We start from the raw sequence: 17,653 nt of genomic DNA, 5'->3' as shown, positions 1-17,653 counted from the left end.
GAGCAACCACTTGAATCCCAATCTCACACGGGTATAGGACAAATGACAGCTTCCGGACCTGCCTGGATATCAGTTTCGATATACATGTCGTATCTCCTTCCTAGCTTAAAATCGCTCAAGCGCGGAATCCCCCTACTTGAGAAATTCCTGCATATAGCCAAGCTCCAATCACACTGGAACCGGAGTTATTTCAGCGTGAGGTCCCGCTTGGATATCGGTTTCAATATACATATCGTATTTCCTTCCCTTATTACAGCACTCAAGTACGGAATCTCCCTGCTTGAGTAAACCTAAACAGTCAACCTCCTGGAACCGGATTTACTTCGGCGTGAGGTCCCGCTTGGATATCGGTTTCAATATACATATCGTATTTCCTTCCTTTATTGAAGCACTCAAGTACGGAATCTCCCTGCTTGAGTAAACCTAAATAATCAAGTACCTGGGACCGGACTTACTTCGGCATGGGGTCCCGCTTGGATATCAGTTTCGATATACATTTCGTATCTCCTTCCTTTATTGAAGCACTCAAGTACGGAATCTCCCTGCTTGAGCAAACCTAAACAATCGAGTTCCAGTCAGTTTGGAATCGGATTTACTTCAGCGTGAGGTCCCGCTTGGATATCAGTTTCGATATACATTCGTATCTCCTTTCTAGGTTAAAAGCGCTCAAGCGGTAGAATCCCCCTGCTTGAGCAATTCCTGTATATGGCCAAGCTCCAATCAGACTGGAACCGGACTTATTTCAGCGTGAGGGCCCGCTTGGATATCAGTTTCAATATACATATTGCTTTTCCTTTCTTTCATTTATCACTCAAGCAAGAGTCATCTAAACTTGAATACACCCCCAACCCCGCCCTGGATTGGAGATTTTTCTAAGCCAGAAACCACCTGGATAAATGTATCACCGCACATTGCAGATCTCCTTACGAGATTTATTATGCAGAATGAAAACCCAACTCACTGCGCACTACAACACAGTCTGCCAAAATTCTAACCAGGTTGACGACTACCAAACCCAACGTCGAATCAATTATGACTTAGGAATGAGGTTCTCTATCTGATCAGGACCGGCCTGAATTTCTGTTCGATATAGATACCATACCTTCTTTCAGTCATTTTCAATTGACATAAAGTAACAATTATTTTGGAACCGGATTTAATTCAGTTTCGGGTCCTGCGTGAAGATCAGTTTCAAAGTTCATGTCGTATAGCCTCTATATTTTCACTGAAATAGATCAGCGAAATTAATACTGGAAAAATAAAGAATTGCTGTGCAACAGCCCAGAGCCCCTAACTATTTTCCACTCTCCCCGCCATCAGAACTTCCATCACTTCCACCACTATTTAACCCAGGATCAATTATGGCCTCTGGACCTGCTTGAATATCGGTTTCAAGGTACATAGAACGTTTCCTTCTTTTTGTTGTTTAGGTAAACCGGGAAACAAATGGTTCTCATTAAAAATTTACTACTTTATGGCTGGGCAATCGCCATTGGAACCGGGTTTAATTCAGTTTCGGGCCCAGCGTGAATATCAGTTTCAAGGTACATAGAACGTTTCCTTCTTTTGTTGTTTAGGTAAACTGGGAAAAAAATGGTTCCCATAAAAAATTTACTACTTTATGGGTGGGCAATCACCATCAGGGTTTTTGCATTTTTTTGTACGCAGGCTATCGCCATCTGCAGGTTCTCCGGATCGAGTGCCGCAAAACTCTCATCCAGCACCACTAACTCGGCATTTTGCAAAAGCGCACGGGCGATAAATAAACGGCTCATCTCACCATGGGACAACCTCCAACCCATCTCGCCAACCGTTTGTAAAATCCCTGCCGGCATTTTTTCCAATAGCGGGGTCAACCCCAACTCATCACAAATTGCATAAGCCTTGCGCAGGCTCTCCTGGCGAGGTGGCCACTGATCTCCCATTAATAAATTAAAAAGAAATGAATCTCCCAACACATGATTTTCATGAAACTGGGGAGCTGATGCGACCATCCTGCGCCAAGGTTCAGCACCGATACTTGCGCGGTCGTAGCCATTGAGCAGCAACAGGCCATCATCCGGTTTCTGGATGCCGGTGAGAACATTCGCCAATGTGGATTTCCCTGAACCAGAAGTGCCCTGCAGTAAAAGCCGGTCGCCGGGATAAATGCTGAGGTTACACCCCGCCAACACTGCTTGATCTTTTCCCTCGTAGGTGAAACGGATATCGCGTAAATAACACAGCGGCTGCGAGGAATCCTGCTGGCCGGCCGACGCGGCCATTGCCAAACCCGCACTGCCCCTTAAGTGGCGATCTTCAAGGGAAAACAGCTCGCGTACTTTTTCCCAGGAAATTGCCGCACTTAAGGCGCTGGTAAAACCATTCATACACTTTAAAACTGCGCGATACCCCAGCAACATGCCTCCAAAGGCAATTGCGAGTTGGGTGCTACTGGCACTGTCGCTAATAAATATTGGGGCCAGCCCCACGATCCCTAAAAGTAACCACAGGCGCGGCAAAAAAGCCTGCAAACGCGCCATGGTGTTATCCATGTGAGAGGAACTTTCCAGGTAGTCATTTAACTCACTGTCTTCGCCCCGGTGCCACTCGCCGGGTGCCTGCTGCGCGAGCCGGGTGCGGTGGCCGATCATTTTCTCAATTAAACGGTGGGTCATAGACAGGCGCTGTGCTGTCCATTCTTTGCGGCCGTAGTACTGTGCCCGCCCCAGGAAAAATGCAACCGCTAAAAATAGGGGCAAAATTGCTGCATAGATAAGGCCCCCAGCTCCCATCAGCAAAATTGAGGCTGCAATTAACAGTTCTACAACGCCGAGCAATAATAAAAAGGCACCCTGTAACGCACTGGCTTCTATATTCTCCGCATCGTAAACCCTGCCCAATACCTGACCCGACCCCATATGGCGAATACGACTGGGAATAACGCGCAGCGCGCTGGCAAGCAATCGCTGCTTCAGGAGTGCACCGGTCTCAACGGAGACCACGCCTCGCAGCCGGGCTGTGAGCAGGGATAGGGGAACCTGAGTCACCAATAACAATACCCAGGCAGATAGCCAGCCCGTATCAATATGGCCCTCGAGCACAGCCCTACCTATCACCCACCAGCTACACAGAAAAATGGCCATCTGGGCACTGTGACAGGCAAGCATGGCGGCAAAGCGCCAATACAACCCGCGCTGGCGAAGCTGTAGGCGGAAAGAGCGGTGAGAGGATTGACGCAACAACCAGAAATCATCCAGGCGTACGCCGGCAAGATTTTCCCGCAGCAGGGCAGTCATGGCTTTCTTGCGGCGGCGCCCTTGAATGTGTGCACTATCCAGCAACTGTTCGATACGCTCGCGCTGGGGCCCTTCAAGCTCGCGAGCCAGCTGCTGAATAACCAGCTCTAGGCAAACTTTCTCCAGGTGCAGTGCCGGAGTGAGCAGCTGTAACTTATGCCCCCTGCCACCACACAGTGCGATAAAATATTCCCCCTCGGGAAAGCGAACCCGCAATAGCGCCGGGGCGGCTCCCAACAGCATGGTTTCCAGCTCTGGGTAGCTACAACTCACCTGCTCCACTTGCAAGTCCAAAGCTTCAGCACCTGCCTGCAACCTGGCATTCAACTCCAGGGTGCTTCCAAGGGATTTGTGCTCCGCTACTTCAGGCTCCAAGCCGCTGTATTTTGCCAACGCTTGTAAGGCGGCCTCCAGCTGCGACGCTGGCCAGCAATAGGGCATTAATTCTTTACTGCTCACTGGCAACCTCCGTAAACCGGGAGGCCGGTGTCGCCCCAGGAACTCCTTGTACTTCTGTCAATTGACCGCTGGCCATGCGCAAGTGACGCCAACTGCTACTCTGCCAACACTCTTGCCAGAGACTGCTTTCAGCTGCCAGTAGCTGCGCATAGCGCGTGTCGCCCTGGGCTTGAAGCTCACTGGGCTTACCATCTTCAATAATGCAACCCTCGTCCACGACCAAAACACGAGGAAAGTCCCGGGTTTCACTGATATCGTGGGTAATACAGATCAGGGTGACCCCCTGCCAAACCTCCCGCACCCGGTTCATCAGGCGCTGCCGCTGTTGGCGATCAAGCCCCCTGAACGGTTCATCCAGAATCACACAAGCAGTTTCCTCGCAGCCAAGTGCGCGTCCCAGACGTACGCGCTGCCCTTCACCACCACTGACCAGGGCACCACTTTCGCCTAGCGGGCTTTGCAGCCCCTCCGGTAACGCTGCTACCAGCTTGAGCAAATCCGCTTGCTGTAAAATGGGGTAAAGGGGAGCTCCGGGCTTATTGCCGTAACTCAAGTTTTCCAGAAGGCTGCTATTCCACAGCTGAATTGCGGGATCAACCCAGGCACAGTGAAGGCGAAAACGATGCAGTAATTCTCCCTTCAACTCTCCACCATTGAGCATCACACGGCCACTGGCGGGTTTGTGCCACCCCAGCAATAATCCAGCAAGGCTCGACTTGCCAGCGCCGGATGCTCCGACCACAGCAATTTGCTCACCGGGGCTGATTTCCAGATTTACCCTGTCGAGAATAGTGCGACCGCTGGCATTAACGGTGACATTCTCAAACTTGATAGCCACCGGTTTTGCCGGGGAAAATTCCACACTATCAGCGGAGCTTTTATCTGTGTCTGTTTCAGTGACTGCTTGCAGTGGTTCGAGGGCTCTCAGTAAAAAATTCCGTTGCCGTGGATAACTTCGCATCAGTCCCGCAATTTCTTCACCCAGCGGCGGCAGTGCCAATACCCAATAAATCAATAAAAGCAGATCGGGACTTGCCCCTCGTGCATTAACACAATAAATCACCAATACACTACTGAGGGTACAATTAATCAACAACTGTACCGCCTGGCTATTGAGCTGAAAACTCAGTGATGAGTATCCAGCCCTTATCCATTCAGTGAGCAGGTTTTCATGCTCACGCCGTACAGACTCACCGGCGCCGTGCGTACGGATTGGAATAACTCCCAGCAGCGCATCCATATAGAAGCGAGCCAGGGCTCCCGCATGAGTTTGTACTCTCATACTGTAATCAGTGAGTACTGGATGGAACATCAAGGGTACAGCAACTTGCAATACCGACATGACTAGCACCAAAGGAGCGGCAGCTGGAGCAAGCCAGATTATTCCGAGTGCAGTAGCGAACAGGGAGAAAATTTTAAAAATGAGACTCGTTCCGAGAACAGGCAAACCTCTCAAGGCGGCAATGCGGTGTGAGCGTTCGGCTGTATCAGAGGTGGGACGGCTCTGAAAGAAATGATCAGGTATTTTGGGTAGGGCCGCTAAAAACCGTATGCGGAAACGATTTTCCAAACGGCGCCCGACTACCATTTGGACTTTTGCTGCGGGAAACTGCAATAGCATTAATGTGATCATAAAGATCAACAGCAATGCAATCGTGCCTGCTCGCTGTATCTCTGTGGCTAACTCGCTGTGGATATCAATCAGGCCACGGAAAAGCAAGGCTTCGAACATCAGCCCCAATACCGCTCCGAGCATAGCAATAAATATAGTGAGTGGCGCAATCAATCCATCTTCGCGCATCAACCCCCAGAGCTGCCTGAGAGGTTGAACCGGTGGCTCTCGCAAAGCCCTGGATAGCGCTTCCGATTTCGGTTTAACTTCACTGACATCGCGAACCCCTTTTACGCTCACGATGACCGCGCCACTAAACTCCAACTGCTCCGGCGACAGTTCAATTGTCTCTGCAGGATCACTTCCATGGGGACGGGACGGTCGAGCGCACCAGTAATTCTCTGGTACTAAAGAAAATGCTTGGCTGGTATCTGTAGTAAATTCAACAGACAGCCGCTGCAACATACCACTGACCTCAGTTCCGCGCTTTATCGCCCCGGACGCAACCAATGAGGTGAGCATTCGAACAGATGCATCGAGAAATGCCAACGAGAGCCAACTCTCATCCTTTAGCGCTTTTTCACAGAGCGTGGCGGCCTCTTTATTGCCAACCTTTAACTGAGCAATACGCTCTTTCAGCGGGGCAATAAAATCATCACCACCTGCCCAGTTTCTCCAGCCCTGAGGGGGCACCCGTGCGGTATGAACATGCAACTCATCCAAAAAGCGACGTGCGCTGGGCCAGCGCCTACCACTGGCGGGATCCATCACCTGCACAATACCGCGATGATTTTTCCAGGCCACGACAAAATGAGTGTTACCGTTTGGTAGCCGTACCACAACCAATCCCGGCAAGTAGCCGGTGGAGCTCAATAAGAGATGATCCACGGGAACCACCATCTGGGCAGCTTCTAACCCAAGCTCTACCGCAATCTTTTCCAGGGTATTTATCGAGGTTCCATCTACATCAGTCTGGCAGGCATCGCGCAAATGGCCGTAGTGTGTATTTACACCAAAACCTTCGAGCAAACACTTCAGGGAAGCCGGACCACAGTCCATATTAGAGGTCTGAACTACCTCTGGAACTAACCAGCGTCTTTTGCTTTCCACTGTTACGCTCCCTCTTCCACGGTCTCTGCGGGAGCTTTGGCCGAGAGTATCTCACCCGTCCTTTGTAGAAGCAGTTGGTATGGTGTTTTCTTGCCTGTGGCAATTTCTACCCTGGCCGGTAAATCATGCAGTAAAGGGAGATGGGGCGGTGCTTCACCTTGTAAGGATAGCTGTACAAGAACTTTGCCTTGCTGGACGGCACTAGCGACCCGTTCTACTCGGGCCTCCAATTGGCCATAACGGGCCCAGGAAAATCCATCCAGTTTTACTTGGGCCTTCTGCCCAGGCTGAATATGCCCCAATGCTAATGCGGGTGGGAAAAATGCCTGTATAGAAATAACACCTTCTGCTTGAATCGTCGCAACTTGCTGCCCGGCGACCAACACTTCGCCTTCGCGTATTTTTGCCAGCGAAGCCAACACCCCGGTAATTGGGGCACGCAGGTTCTGTTCGCTCACAGCAAGGTGGCTTTGCTGAATACGGGTATCAACTTCCGCAATCTTTCCATCAATATCTTGATGCCGCTGCTTTAAAGCGCTCACTTCAAGTTGATATTCACTTATTAGCTGTGCTCGACGATCCTCCAAAGCGCGAATATCCGCCTGCACTTTCAGGGTTGCCATCGCCATTTGTTGGTACGTCCGTTTTGCGGCAAGGTAATCCAACTCTGAACTCTGCTGTTTTTGCAACAGCCGTTCATAACGATCGGCAACATCCGCTTGAATTTTCTGATTACTGACTTGAAGGTGGTACTGTTGCTCCAACAACTTCAATTGGTCACTGAGAGCCTTCTCATCTTCACCAAATTTTTTATCCAGCAGCTCTCGTTCCCTTTGAACTGATTCAAGTTGATCGCGCAGGCTTCCAGATATCTTGCTGTCTCCCTGCAGGCTCAAATCAAGTACGGACGTATCAAGACGAATTAGTACATCGCCCTGCTCTAAAGTATCACCAAGCTCTGCCTCAATTTGAACAACACGTCCAACGCGCTGGGTACTTACATGAACAGTATTGTGTTCCTGCTCCAACCTAGCGTCTTCACTCACGCTATATGTGGTAATTTCTACTGTAAAAAACCATATAGCCCAAACGGCCAGAAGCAGGACACCGAGAGTAGTAGCTACAACCAAGGCACGGATAGAATCTGAAACAATGGCGCGGGTAGTGTGAAAAAAAGGCGTTGACAATATGAAAAACCTACTAACTGTTATCGCGCAGAAACGAAGCGAAACTTAACTCTCTTCAATGGATTTTTCTAAAATTTTATTCTAAAAAAAATCGATGTTACCAAATTTAAATTTCTACGATTCCAGAGTCAATTAGAATCTGCACCAAATTTATTAAGTATGAAAATCAATATTTCACTTTCTGGCCAGAAGGGACCATTACACTAGAATTATCGACGGAAAATAGCGATATATTTATTGAAGCTACCAAACTAGTTCATTCAATCCAAAATGTAAGTGAGCATAAACTCACCTCATTAGATGCAATCCAATACTGGCTGTCTTCGCAGAGGCACGCCCACCTGCCAACCACCCACTTACCTATGAGGCCGAGTGGACGGCTCACCACAAATAAAGCCCGAGCCATTCATATTCCTTCCTTATTTTGACTGTGGAGATAACATTAATTACAACTGAAATTTAAAAACTCAGTTCAATCAAGTCTAAAAAGTAATCCTTAGCACCCCTTAACCCATTCCCTCAAAATCAATACCAACACATGTGAATTGTAACCATTGACACACGAGAAGTATGAAAATAAGCCCCTGGTATAGTTATTTAACACTTCTAAACTTTTCAGAAATCGTGTAATGCATTCCCAAAGACAAACTTGAGGACAGGAGAAAGGAAGTTAGAAAAATCAAACGAGACAGTGCAGCGAGGAGCCAGGATAGCGAAGCGCTCATTAATCTTCTGCGATAATAAAGTTAAAGCTTGAAGATTGATAAAAATACAACCAAATAAATACTTGAAAATAAGGCAGATAGATTGCCCAAAGCCTTAGCGAGATAACCAAGCAGCAATCAGAAGTTACTTATCGAGACTTATTTTTAATAAGTCATGTGCAGAACAAAAAGCCATCTAGATGGTTATTTAAGTAACAAAGCGCGAATCCACCGGAATTCATTTTCAGGAAAATTTCATATTTAATGAATTATAGATCTTGCTTTTCACAAGATTGCTGATTGAGCGTAACACCAACTCAATCGAGATAATGGCTGAAAGAGTTAGATGTAGATACAAATGTACCAATAAGCAGTAGTTACTGACAGACGCCTAAGAACCCAGCCTATCTCATCAAAAGTAGCCCTGATGAAAAGGGCCATGTAGAAACAATAAAAACCTTCCAAAAATCCTAAAAAAGATCTAACAAATAAGCATTACAAGCCATAACTATTCATGCACATAGAAAAAATTTGACAAGTAAGTCACATTTGGAAACCCCCAGCTTCCAAAGAAAGCAAAGTTTGCAGTGTAAACAGGAGACCTACAAGACTGCCTAAAATTGTTTCAACAAATTTATTGTTGATATATCCCAAGAAGCCACAAGAGATCGACCTGTTAAAAAATACTCCGAACAGCTTATTATTGAAAACTGGGGGAAGGACAACTTAAACTAAAGCCATCGCTTGCATTGAGGGCGGCGGATCTATTTGCGCATCAGGCCCGGCTTTAATATCAGTTTCAGTGTACATAGCGCACCTTCCTTTCAATTAGTTCATGTGATTTTCTGGATAGCATTCACCATCCAGCAGGACAAAGCTTAACTCGATTATGCCCTAATATGCCAATGCTGGCTGATAATTATGGGGGAGAGATCACAACAAAGTTTCTTGCTTACTGTTAAAAACACACAATATCAATACACGAATGTTTTGAGTTGAATGCAAAAATATCTGCAACTAAAGCATCCAACCACATTCTCCACAGGCGCATCCATCCTATTTATATCCTATAAACCTTACTTTAAAGTAATGCTCATCCTACTTGATCTCCTTTTTGTAAACTATTTATAGGCAGTCTTAAGGGGATCGAAAACAGTCTTAGTCAGCTTCATACTATTTGCACTTTCGAAATATGATCGCCAGAAAAGCGATCTTTCCTAAATCCAGCTTAGATTAATTTTTTTTGCTATTTTCGGGACCATCGTACCCATTAACATAAAAATAATCTGTAAATGACTGGTCTGAAATGATTCACAACACTTATGTAGGACCCCAAGTTATCACTGAAAGTACAGGCTTCCCGATTTAAAAATTGATAGCTCAGTGAACAAGAATTGAAAACCTTAAAAAGCAAGCACCTCAACTCCATAAGTCTTGATAGATTTTGAGCTTAGCCACCAAGCTTCCCCTTAGGAAACCTCTGAACAATTCCAAACCAATTTGGCAGAATATATCTATAGCACCCTATAACTCCCAGGGGAAATTTCTTTCCCAGATAGATCCCCTTGTATCATGGCCGAGCCTAGAAACTCATATTCTGCCCTATTATCCACAAGACAGGCAAAACCAGCAGACATATCCTTCGAATGTCATGCTGCATATTTATTTTATAAAACTACTCTACAACCTCAGCGAGTCTGCTATGCGATATTGAATTCATGCATAATTTTGCAAGACTGACTTTGAGTGTTTCATTACCCGGCGAGACAACGATTCTTAACTTTTGCAACTTACCAGAGGGAAACAGACTAGTTACATATATATTTTTAATAAAATCAATAAATATCTAGCTGACAAGGGCAGAACATTACTTGAACGAAGTCAATTCTAACATCGCATGGGCCGCATTGAGCTACAAAGATAGGGCACAAATTGAGGCAAAGAAAAGTATCCACTCCCATATAAAAAATATTTTTGGCTATAGAAATACAGGCTATTGAGTTTCAAAAAAACACTTAGTGCTCGCTGCTGGCTAGCTTTACCAACTTATTAATTGGGGAAAATATCTTCTCCCCTATGAGCAATGCATTTTAAACCTACCAAATGTAGATTCAAGATAATGAAAACGGAAAAAATTACATACGAGGAGCTGGCTTTCGAATGAAAAATATCCATACCTAGACACATAAACACACACGCAATTAAGTCAGGCTTTAAAACATGGAAAAGAAAACACCAGAAATTACAAAAAGTTATAATACCACTGGAGAATCTGAAGTGGATCTAAAACTTTGCACTATTATTTCCTCTTGGCTAATCTCTATATACAGAAACAGGAAGAAATTCTTCACCCTACTTCTACAATCCTAATTAGAGGTCTATAACACCACCTTGTAATGGGTCTCCCCTATGATTAGCTGCAAAATCTATTTAAGCCCTCTAAAATTGGCGCCTGATTCGACATCTAAGCTATTGCAAGAACTCATTATCAAGCAACTAGATACCGAGGAGGACCCCAATATAGCTATTATCAGTACTGTTCAAATGTTTCCTGATGAGTGCTATATAGAATTATTCTGCTCGAAGCATCCAGATCTGACACATAAAAAATTACAAGCTTTAGCTATTCAACTCGATGAAAGAGCGCGAAGCTATTTTCAGATCGAAGATCCAATCAAAGTAAGAATGATACTTTACGAAGAAGATTTCATTAATGGCATAAACTGATTAGCAATCATAAAGTAAAAGGACCATTACACTTCAGGCAAGTGTCACATTGAAACCCGCGAGAAAAAAGGGAAAATACAAACCCCTGTAGTAATCATATAAAGTGATTACTACAGGGAAAGTACTATAAATCTAGAAGGTTGCTACCAAGCCAATTCGTGCAGATCTTGGAGCTGTCCAATCATATGCAGCGCCATACCAATCGTTAACTTCAGCTGAATTTAGCTCATAGTGCTCATTAACATTCGTAGCCTCTTGATTGTCGAAGACATTGTAGATGTCAAGTGATGCAGTCATGTCAACTCCATTCAATGAGAATCTATACCTCATAGAGGCATCTACATTGAATGTCCATGGGGTTCTGCCAACCTCTCCTCTTGGAATGTAAACATACTCGCCTGTTTCAGGATCCAAATGGTAGAAAGTATCACCATAGCTACCATAAATGTTTGGATCATCACTTGGGTAACTATGACCAAATGCAGATATTGGTCGCCCACTCGCCAAAGTAGCGTTTAAGCCGAATGTAAGGTCTTCAGTAAAGTCATAACTTCCAAACAGCTTGAAGACATGCCTGCGATCATTAGGCTGGTAACCTTCTGCGCCGTCCATAAGAGCGGGGAAATCGAAATCTTGAGTGACACCAGCATCAGCCTGGTCAATATCAGACTTTACTGCCCCCTCAAAATTACCAGTGCTACGAGACCAAGTATAAATAAACTTCCAGGTCATTTGATCTGTACTATAAGTCAGATCTGCTTGAAGAGCGCGATAGATATTTTTTGCTTCAGGTAGACCTATTGTTTCTGCAGAAAATTTCCTTAAGGAATCAGGGTCTGGTGAGCCATCAAATAAATCCCCCTTCACTACAAGTTCGGAACCATCCCAATAATACCCATCGGCATACCAAGACATCGACTCACCCGGATTTACCATTACGCAATACGGCCATGCATAACGCCCGCAGTAATCATCAAGGGCAGAAACAACTTCACGATAGACCCCGCGAACTCCCACACTTAGATCATCGTTAATCGCTGTTTCAAAGCCCAAAATATACTCGTCGCGAGCAAATGGTTCAGCTTCTTGAGCTTGGAATATATCCTTTTCTGGAATTACAGGAACGGAACTTACATAGGAAGAAGAAACAACATCACCATTTATAGGCGTAATTCCCGTAGGAGCATTAGTTACTGAGTCAATGCCAGTGTAAGTGTAGTAGGTTGTTACATCACTTACGCCTGATGCAGCTCTATAGATCGTATTATTTGCAATTGGTAAATAGTAGCGCCCCCAAGTACCATAAACCTTTGTCTCACCATCACCAAAGGGGTCCCAGGAAAATCCTAAGCGAGGGGCAATGTCTGTATCAAACTCGAACAGCTGTTTTCCTGTAGTACCATCTCCCTCATAGATATCTTTGCGGAGACCGATGCTTATCATCAAGTCATCCATTATTTGCCACTGATCTTCGATATAAAAAGCAGTTAAATCTGAACTAAAACCGCCCCCTCCTTCGAAGATACGATCACTTACGACTTGTAGCGGTTCTCCAGTTTCGTTTGTAAATAAAACTCCCTGATCACCTTGTACACTTCCACCAATGCCAATAGTTTCATAAGTCCAACTATGACCAGCAACTGGAGCCGTAGTACGAGTTGAAGAGCGTTCCTGAATATCAACTCCCGCTTTAAGGCTATGATCTCCCAGTGAGTAATTGATATCTAAACGATATTGAGTGTTTTCATCAAAATTAGAACCAATAGTTCCACCACCACAGGTACTTACTCCCAACCCAGCTTCATCTGCAATTGCTGGACACTCTAAGGCTAGTGGCTCGGTGGTGTACTCAGTTTCAATTTGGCCCGCCATAGCAGATATACTTAAATCATCTGTTATATATCCGGTATAACTAAAGGAGTGGGCATCAGATCCCCTTATTCTGGTGTTACCTGTAACAACCCCAGCTGAAGCACCGATATTTGGCCCAATTGACCCGGTATTTGCATCAAACTCATAGATAAGTTCCTCAGTTTCATTCCGATCAGAAAAACCGAAATAACTCAACCGATGATTATCAGTAATATCCCAATCTATTTTTGCCCCCCAAAACAGATTGTCAGTACCAGATGATTCCCGGGTACGAAACTGAGTATCTGGATTTCCTTGGTCAAATCCAGATCGATAAGCAAACTTATCAGTTTTATCCCTAGGGTTTATCAAGCCATAGAAAAAGAGCTTGTCCTGAACAATTGGACCCGAGGCAGAAAATGTGTAGGAAAATTCATCATATTCATTTTGGGATTCATTGCGGAATACATCTCCTGTTCCTCCATTGCCCCTAGAAACAGACCCTTCTGAGCGAAGGAAGTCTGGATCCCAGTAAACAGTGCTACCGAACTCCCAGGTATTTCCACCACTTTTAGTAACGGCGTTGACAACGCCGCCCGTTGTGCGACCAAATTCTGCTGAATAGCCGCCAGTTTTCACCTGAAACTCTTGATAAAACTCAAATGGAACAGAGCTACATCCTATCCCCTGCCTAGTATTTGTTACTTCCAATCCATTGATATAACAAGAGTTTTCTGCGATCGATGCTCCGCCAAAGGAAGCGGCGCCAAAACCATTACCAGTGCCAAAACCGGTATCCCCGGCAATAACACCTGGCGCCAACAATGAAACCGCTGTCAGGTTCCTTGCGATTGGCATTGCATCAAGCTCAGCCTCTCCCATAACCAAACCAGAATCCATTGTATAGGTGTCAACAGAGGTTAAAAGTCTCCCTTCGACAACAACCTCTTCATAAGTAATATTATCAATATCAAAATTGGCATTCGCATTAGTGCCAAGGGTGACCCTTACTGTACGCTCACCCACCTGTTCTCCATCTTGGGTAACCACAACTTGATACATGCCAATAGGCAGCTTGGTAAACCTGAAATTCTCCCCCGATACTGTTTCAATTGAGCGCGTTAGCCCCGTACTCAAATTATTAACAGTTACTACGTACTCTTCTCCCACCTTTTGCTCAGAAGATTCGATAACACCAACAATATTAGAACTTGAGTTACTTGTCGCATACACTTGATTACCAACAAACGACAACCCAATAGATGTCGCTAAAAGCGTCTTTTTAAACAAATTCATAAACCCGTCCTTTTGATTATTAAATATGTTTATTAATTATGCTAATCAAACCACCCTACTACTGCTTACTCACCCCATTAAATTATCCCCTCCACCAAACAACCATAAAAATGAAAAAACACCCAGAACAACGGCCCTCCCTTTTATTCTGATAGACTCATAAAAATTAAAAGTGGGACAATCATTTCAAATACTTAAAACTACCCCTCTTGGCACCCCACATATTAAGCAATCATACTTTTTTAAAACAACCAATAAAAATATTTTCTATCGATCTCAAATATACATCAAAGAGAAAAGGCAGAAATACCGCCAAAACCGGACATAATTAACAAATAGAAAATCTTTAAAGTCTATTTAATAGATTTATACCACACACAGCTACCATCAAAAAAATGCGGGAGCAACTTCAACAAAAGATAATCAGAACCAAATAAAATAAATGGCACTCTATATTCAAGAATATCTAATTTATAGGTACTTCAAGTCACACTAATTTACTACGCATCCATACTGGATTAACGATAACCAAGGTAAATCTCAATATAAATAAATAGAGTGCGGCAGGTTAAACAAAGTCAGGAATGACTGATTAGCAAGGAAGCGAAGCCGTTCACTTCCTTGCAGGAATTTACTTACGTAAAAACTCCAGCATCCATCTGGCAACTGCATTTTCATGGATATCGTTCTTGAGCGACTCCTGCCCTTTATCAACCACAGCTTCACCAAAAGCCTGCCGTCGAAGCTCCATTAAGCTATTCGAGTAGGGCTTAGTAAACTCTGGATGCGCCTGGAAGCTAAGCATATGATCATCCACCTGCACCATTGCCATGGGGCAGAACTCACTGGAAGCCAGTACTCGCCCACCAAGCGGCAGCTGATCCACCTGATCCTGATGCGTTACTAAGAGACTAAAGTTGGGGGCGGGTTCAGACATCCAGCTAGGCGTCTCCTGCATTTCGTAGGTGTGCACTCCCAGCCCCCAGCCCTTATCTGACTTACGAGCCCGGCCTCCCAGTGCCTGGGCAATTAACTGGTGACCAAAGCAAATACCAATGGTCGGCTTTTTCTCACCATGTAACTTGCGTACAAAATCCATTAAGGGCGCAATCCAGGGTTTGTCGTCATAAACGCCTGTCTTGCTACCGGTAATCAGGTAAGCATCTACTTCATCTATATGATCGGGATACTGGCCGTGCTGGACTTCGTAGGTGTAAAACTCCAAATTGGAGTCCTGGTCGCGCAACAAGTCGGCAAACATCTCCGGGTACTCCCCAAATTCGCCGACAAGCTCTTTGCGCACATCATCGGTTTTTAAAATTCCAATCTTCATTATTTTCACCGCTGAATTGACTACATAGTATTGGGATTATGGCATATCCAGTCATCTGAGACCGCTATCAGAAAGACTTACCCTGATATGACAAGCGCCATAACAGCACATCTTTCATCATAGATCTTTTACCTATCCGGGTCGCCTGATAGCTCTTTGGCCCGCCGCCTAGGAGCAACATTTCTCTCTGGGCATTCTTAGCTGAAGTAGTTTTGTGTATGATCTCGGCTTTAGCACATTTTTCAGCCAACCCTTCGGCTACAAGGCGGCCCAGAGGCAATTAGGGTCGCTTGCAGTAACGACTGAGGACCAACAATGACCACAACAACCTCCCCGAGTGATCGGCAGGATAGTCCCCCAGGGCGCAAGACAGCCTTTATCCGCTTCTTAGATGCAGTGGAATGGCTCGGCAACCTTCTCCCCCACCCAATCACACTGTTCGCGCTATTCGCCGTTAGCGTGATAGTCATTAGTGGTATCGCTTCTTACTTTGGCCTGTCTGTCCCCGACCCCCGCCCGGTTGGCGCTGCTGGCCGAGCGCCAGATGGCGTTATTGAGGTTTTCAACCTTATGAGTGGCGATGGCCTCAGGATGATCGTTACCAGTCTGGTTAAGAATTTCACCGGATTTGCTCCTCTGGGGACAGTTTTGGTGGCTCTATTGGGGGTTGCGATTGCCGAGCACTCCGGCCTGTTAAGTGCCGCTGTTCGCGGCCTGGTACTCCAGGCTTCCAAACGCACAGTCACTGTCATAGTGGTTTTTGCCGGTATCATCTCTAATACCGCCTCTGAATTGGGCTACGTGGTACTGATCCCATTAGCCGCAATGATTTTCCACTCCCTCGGTCGACACCCTATCGCTGGCCTGGCCGCCGCGTTTGCCGGTGTCTCTGGCGGCTACAGTGCTAACTTGCTGCTGGGAACGGTGGACCCGCTGCTATCGGGGATCACAGAATCAGCAGCCCATATGATCGACCCGACCTACTCCGTGGGCCCGGAAGTAAACTGGTTCTTTATGATTGTCAGTACCTTCCTGATCACCGGGGTTGGTAGCTGGGTGACCATGAAGATCGTAGAACCCAAGCTGGGTAAATATGATCCCAGTGAAGCATCTGTCGACCTGACTCAAGACAAAGTTGGCACCCTGACCGACGCCGAGAAGCGCGGCCTTAAGTACGCTGGTTTGGCTGTTTTGGGCGTATCTGCAGTACTCGCTTTGACGGTGGTGCCTGAGTGGGGTGTTTTACGTAATCCCGAGACAGGCTTGGTCGCGGGCTCTCCGTTCCTTAAAGGTATCGTCTCACTGATCCTGGTGTTCTTCGCTATCCCGGGATTTGTTTACGGTAAGGTTGTCGGCACCATGAAGAATGACCGAGATGTCATTGATGCCATGGCCAAGAGCATGAACAGTATGGGGATGTACATTGTCCTGGTGTTCTTTGCTGCGCAGTTTGTCGCCTTCTTTAAGATCACCAACCTGGGCACCATTTTTGCCGTTTTAGGTGCTGATGCGCTACAAAGCATCGGCCTCACTGGGCCACTACTGTTCCTGTTCTTCATCATGATGTGTGGCTTTGTGAACTTAATGCTGGGCAGTGCCTCTGCTCAGTGGGCAGTGACAGCTCCCATTTTTGTACCCATGCTGATGCTGCTGGGCTACGCCCCGGAAGTAATCCAGGCGGCCTACCGTATCGGTGACTCTGTGACCAACGTTATCACGCCGATGATGAGTTACTTTGGCCTGATCATTACTTTTGCTGCGCGCTATAAGAAAGACTTGGGCATGGGTACATTGATCGCCACTATGATCCCCTATTCCATCTTCTTCTTTATCGGATGGACAGCCCTGTTCTTCATCTGGGTTTTTGCCTTGGGACTGCCCGTCGGCCCCGGTGCAGCTACCTACTATGGTGGCTAATCCACTGATTAATCAGTAATCCTAGAGCCCGCTTATGCGGGCTTTTTTGTCTCCCCAAAATGACCGTACATTTGAACTGGTCATTTATATCCGCTGGTAACTACCCAAAAAGTGTTAAAGCGTTCCTGAAATCACCAGTCATTCAAGATAGCTTTAGGCAGGGGTAAAAAAGTGGATAA

8 protein-coding genes are annotated in these 17,653 nt (G+C 45.9%); 3 read left to right on the top strand and 5 right to left on the bottom strand.

Annotation, left to right across the window (positions count from 1 at the left end):
- Positions 1 to 1,619: 1,619 nt before the first annotated feature.
- Genes ACYX4J_RS01930 through ACYX4J_RS01920 form a run of 3 tightly spaced genes read right to left on the bottom strand, consistent with a single transcriptional unit; the run spans position 1,620 to position 7,646 of the window.
- Complete coding sequence (locus tag ACYX4J_RS01930; RefSeq protein ID WP_476177750.1) at positions 1,620 to 3,737, bottom strand: ATP-binding cassette domain-containing protein; 2,118 nt, start codon at positions 3,735 to 3,737, stop codon at positions 1,620 to 1,622.
- Positions 3,727 to 6,459 (bottom strand): ATP-binding cassette domain-containing protein, encoded by a 2,733-nt coding sequence (locus tag ACYX4J_RS01925; protein ID WP_476177749.1) that lies wholly within the window; start codon positions 6,457 to 6,459, stop codon positions 3,727 to 3,729. The genes ACYX4J_RS01930 and ACYX4J_RS01925 overlap by 11 nt, the downstream gene beginning before the upstream one ends.
- A gap of 2 nt (positions 6,460 to 6,461) precedes the next feature.
- Positions 6,462 to 7,646 carry an HlyD family secretion protein gene (locus ACYX4J_RS01920; RefSeq protein ID WP_476177748.1) on the bottom strand — a complete coding sequence of 395 codons (1,185 nt, stop codon included), beginning with the start codon at positions 7,644 to 7,646 and terminating at the stop codon, positions 6,462 to 6,464.
- Positions 7,647 to 9,794: 2,148 nt separating this feature from the next.
- Between ACYX4J_RS01920 and ACYX4J_RS01915 the strand changes: the two genes are divergently transcribed.
- Together ACYX4J_RS01915 and ACYX4J_RS01910 are read left to right on the top strand one after the other, a co-directional pair.
- Positions 9,795 to 10,064 (top strand): transposase, encoded by a 270-nt coding sequence (locus ACYX4J_RS01915; protein WP_476177747.1) that lies wholly within the window; start codon positions 9,795 to 9,797, stop codon positions 10,062 to 10,064.
- A 695-nt stretch (positions 10,065 to 10,759) separates the two neighbouring features.
- Positions 10,760 to 11,077 carry a hypothetical protein gene (locus ACYX4J_RS01910; protein ID WP_476177746.1) on the top strand — a complete coding sequence of 106 codons (318 nt, stop codon included), beginning with the start codon at positions 10,760 to 10,762 and terminating at the stop codon, positions 11,075 to 11,077.
- A gap of 132 nt (positions 11,078 to 11,209) precedes the next feature.
- On the opposite strand, the gene ACYX4J_RS01905 is transcribed toward ACYX4J_RS01910, so the two are convergent.
- The gene (locus ACYX4J_RS01905; protein WP_476177745.1) at positions 11,210 to 14,224 is read right to left on the bottom strand and encodes a TonB-dependent receptor; all 3,015 of its coding nucleotides are present in this window, start codon (positions 14,222 to 14,224) and stop codon (positions 11,210 to 11,212) included.
- 631 nt (positions 14,225 to 14,855) lie between these two features.
- A complete protein-coding gene (locus tag ACYX4J_RS01900; RefSeq protein WP_476177744.1) occupies positions 14,856 to 15,557 on the bottom strand; it encodes a glutamine amidotransferase-related protein in 702 nt (233 codons plus the stop codon).
- 315 nt (positions 15,558 to 15,872) lie between these two features.
- On the opposite strand from ACYX4J_RS01900, the gene ACYX4J_RS01895 reads away from it, so the two are divergent.
- A complete protein-coding gene (locus tag ACYX4J_RS01895) occupies positions 15,873 to 17,474 on the top strand; it encodes an AbgT family transporter (protein WP_444896033.1) in 1,602 nt (533 codons plus the stop codon).
- Positions 17,475 to 17,653 lie beyond the last annotated feature (179 nt).

This window comes from Microbulbifer sp. ABM4_008, from assembly GCF_056311705.1.
This window is presented reverse-complemented; position numbering and strand designations above follow the sequence as displayed.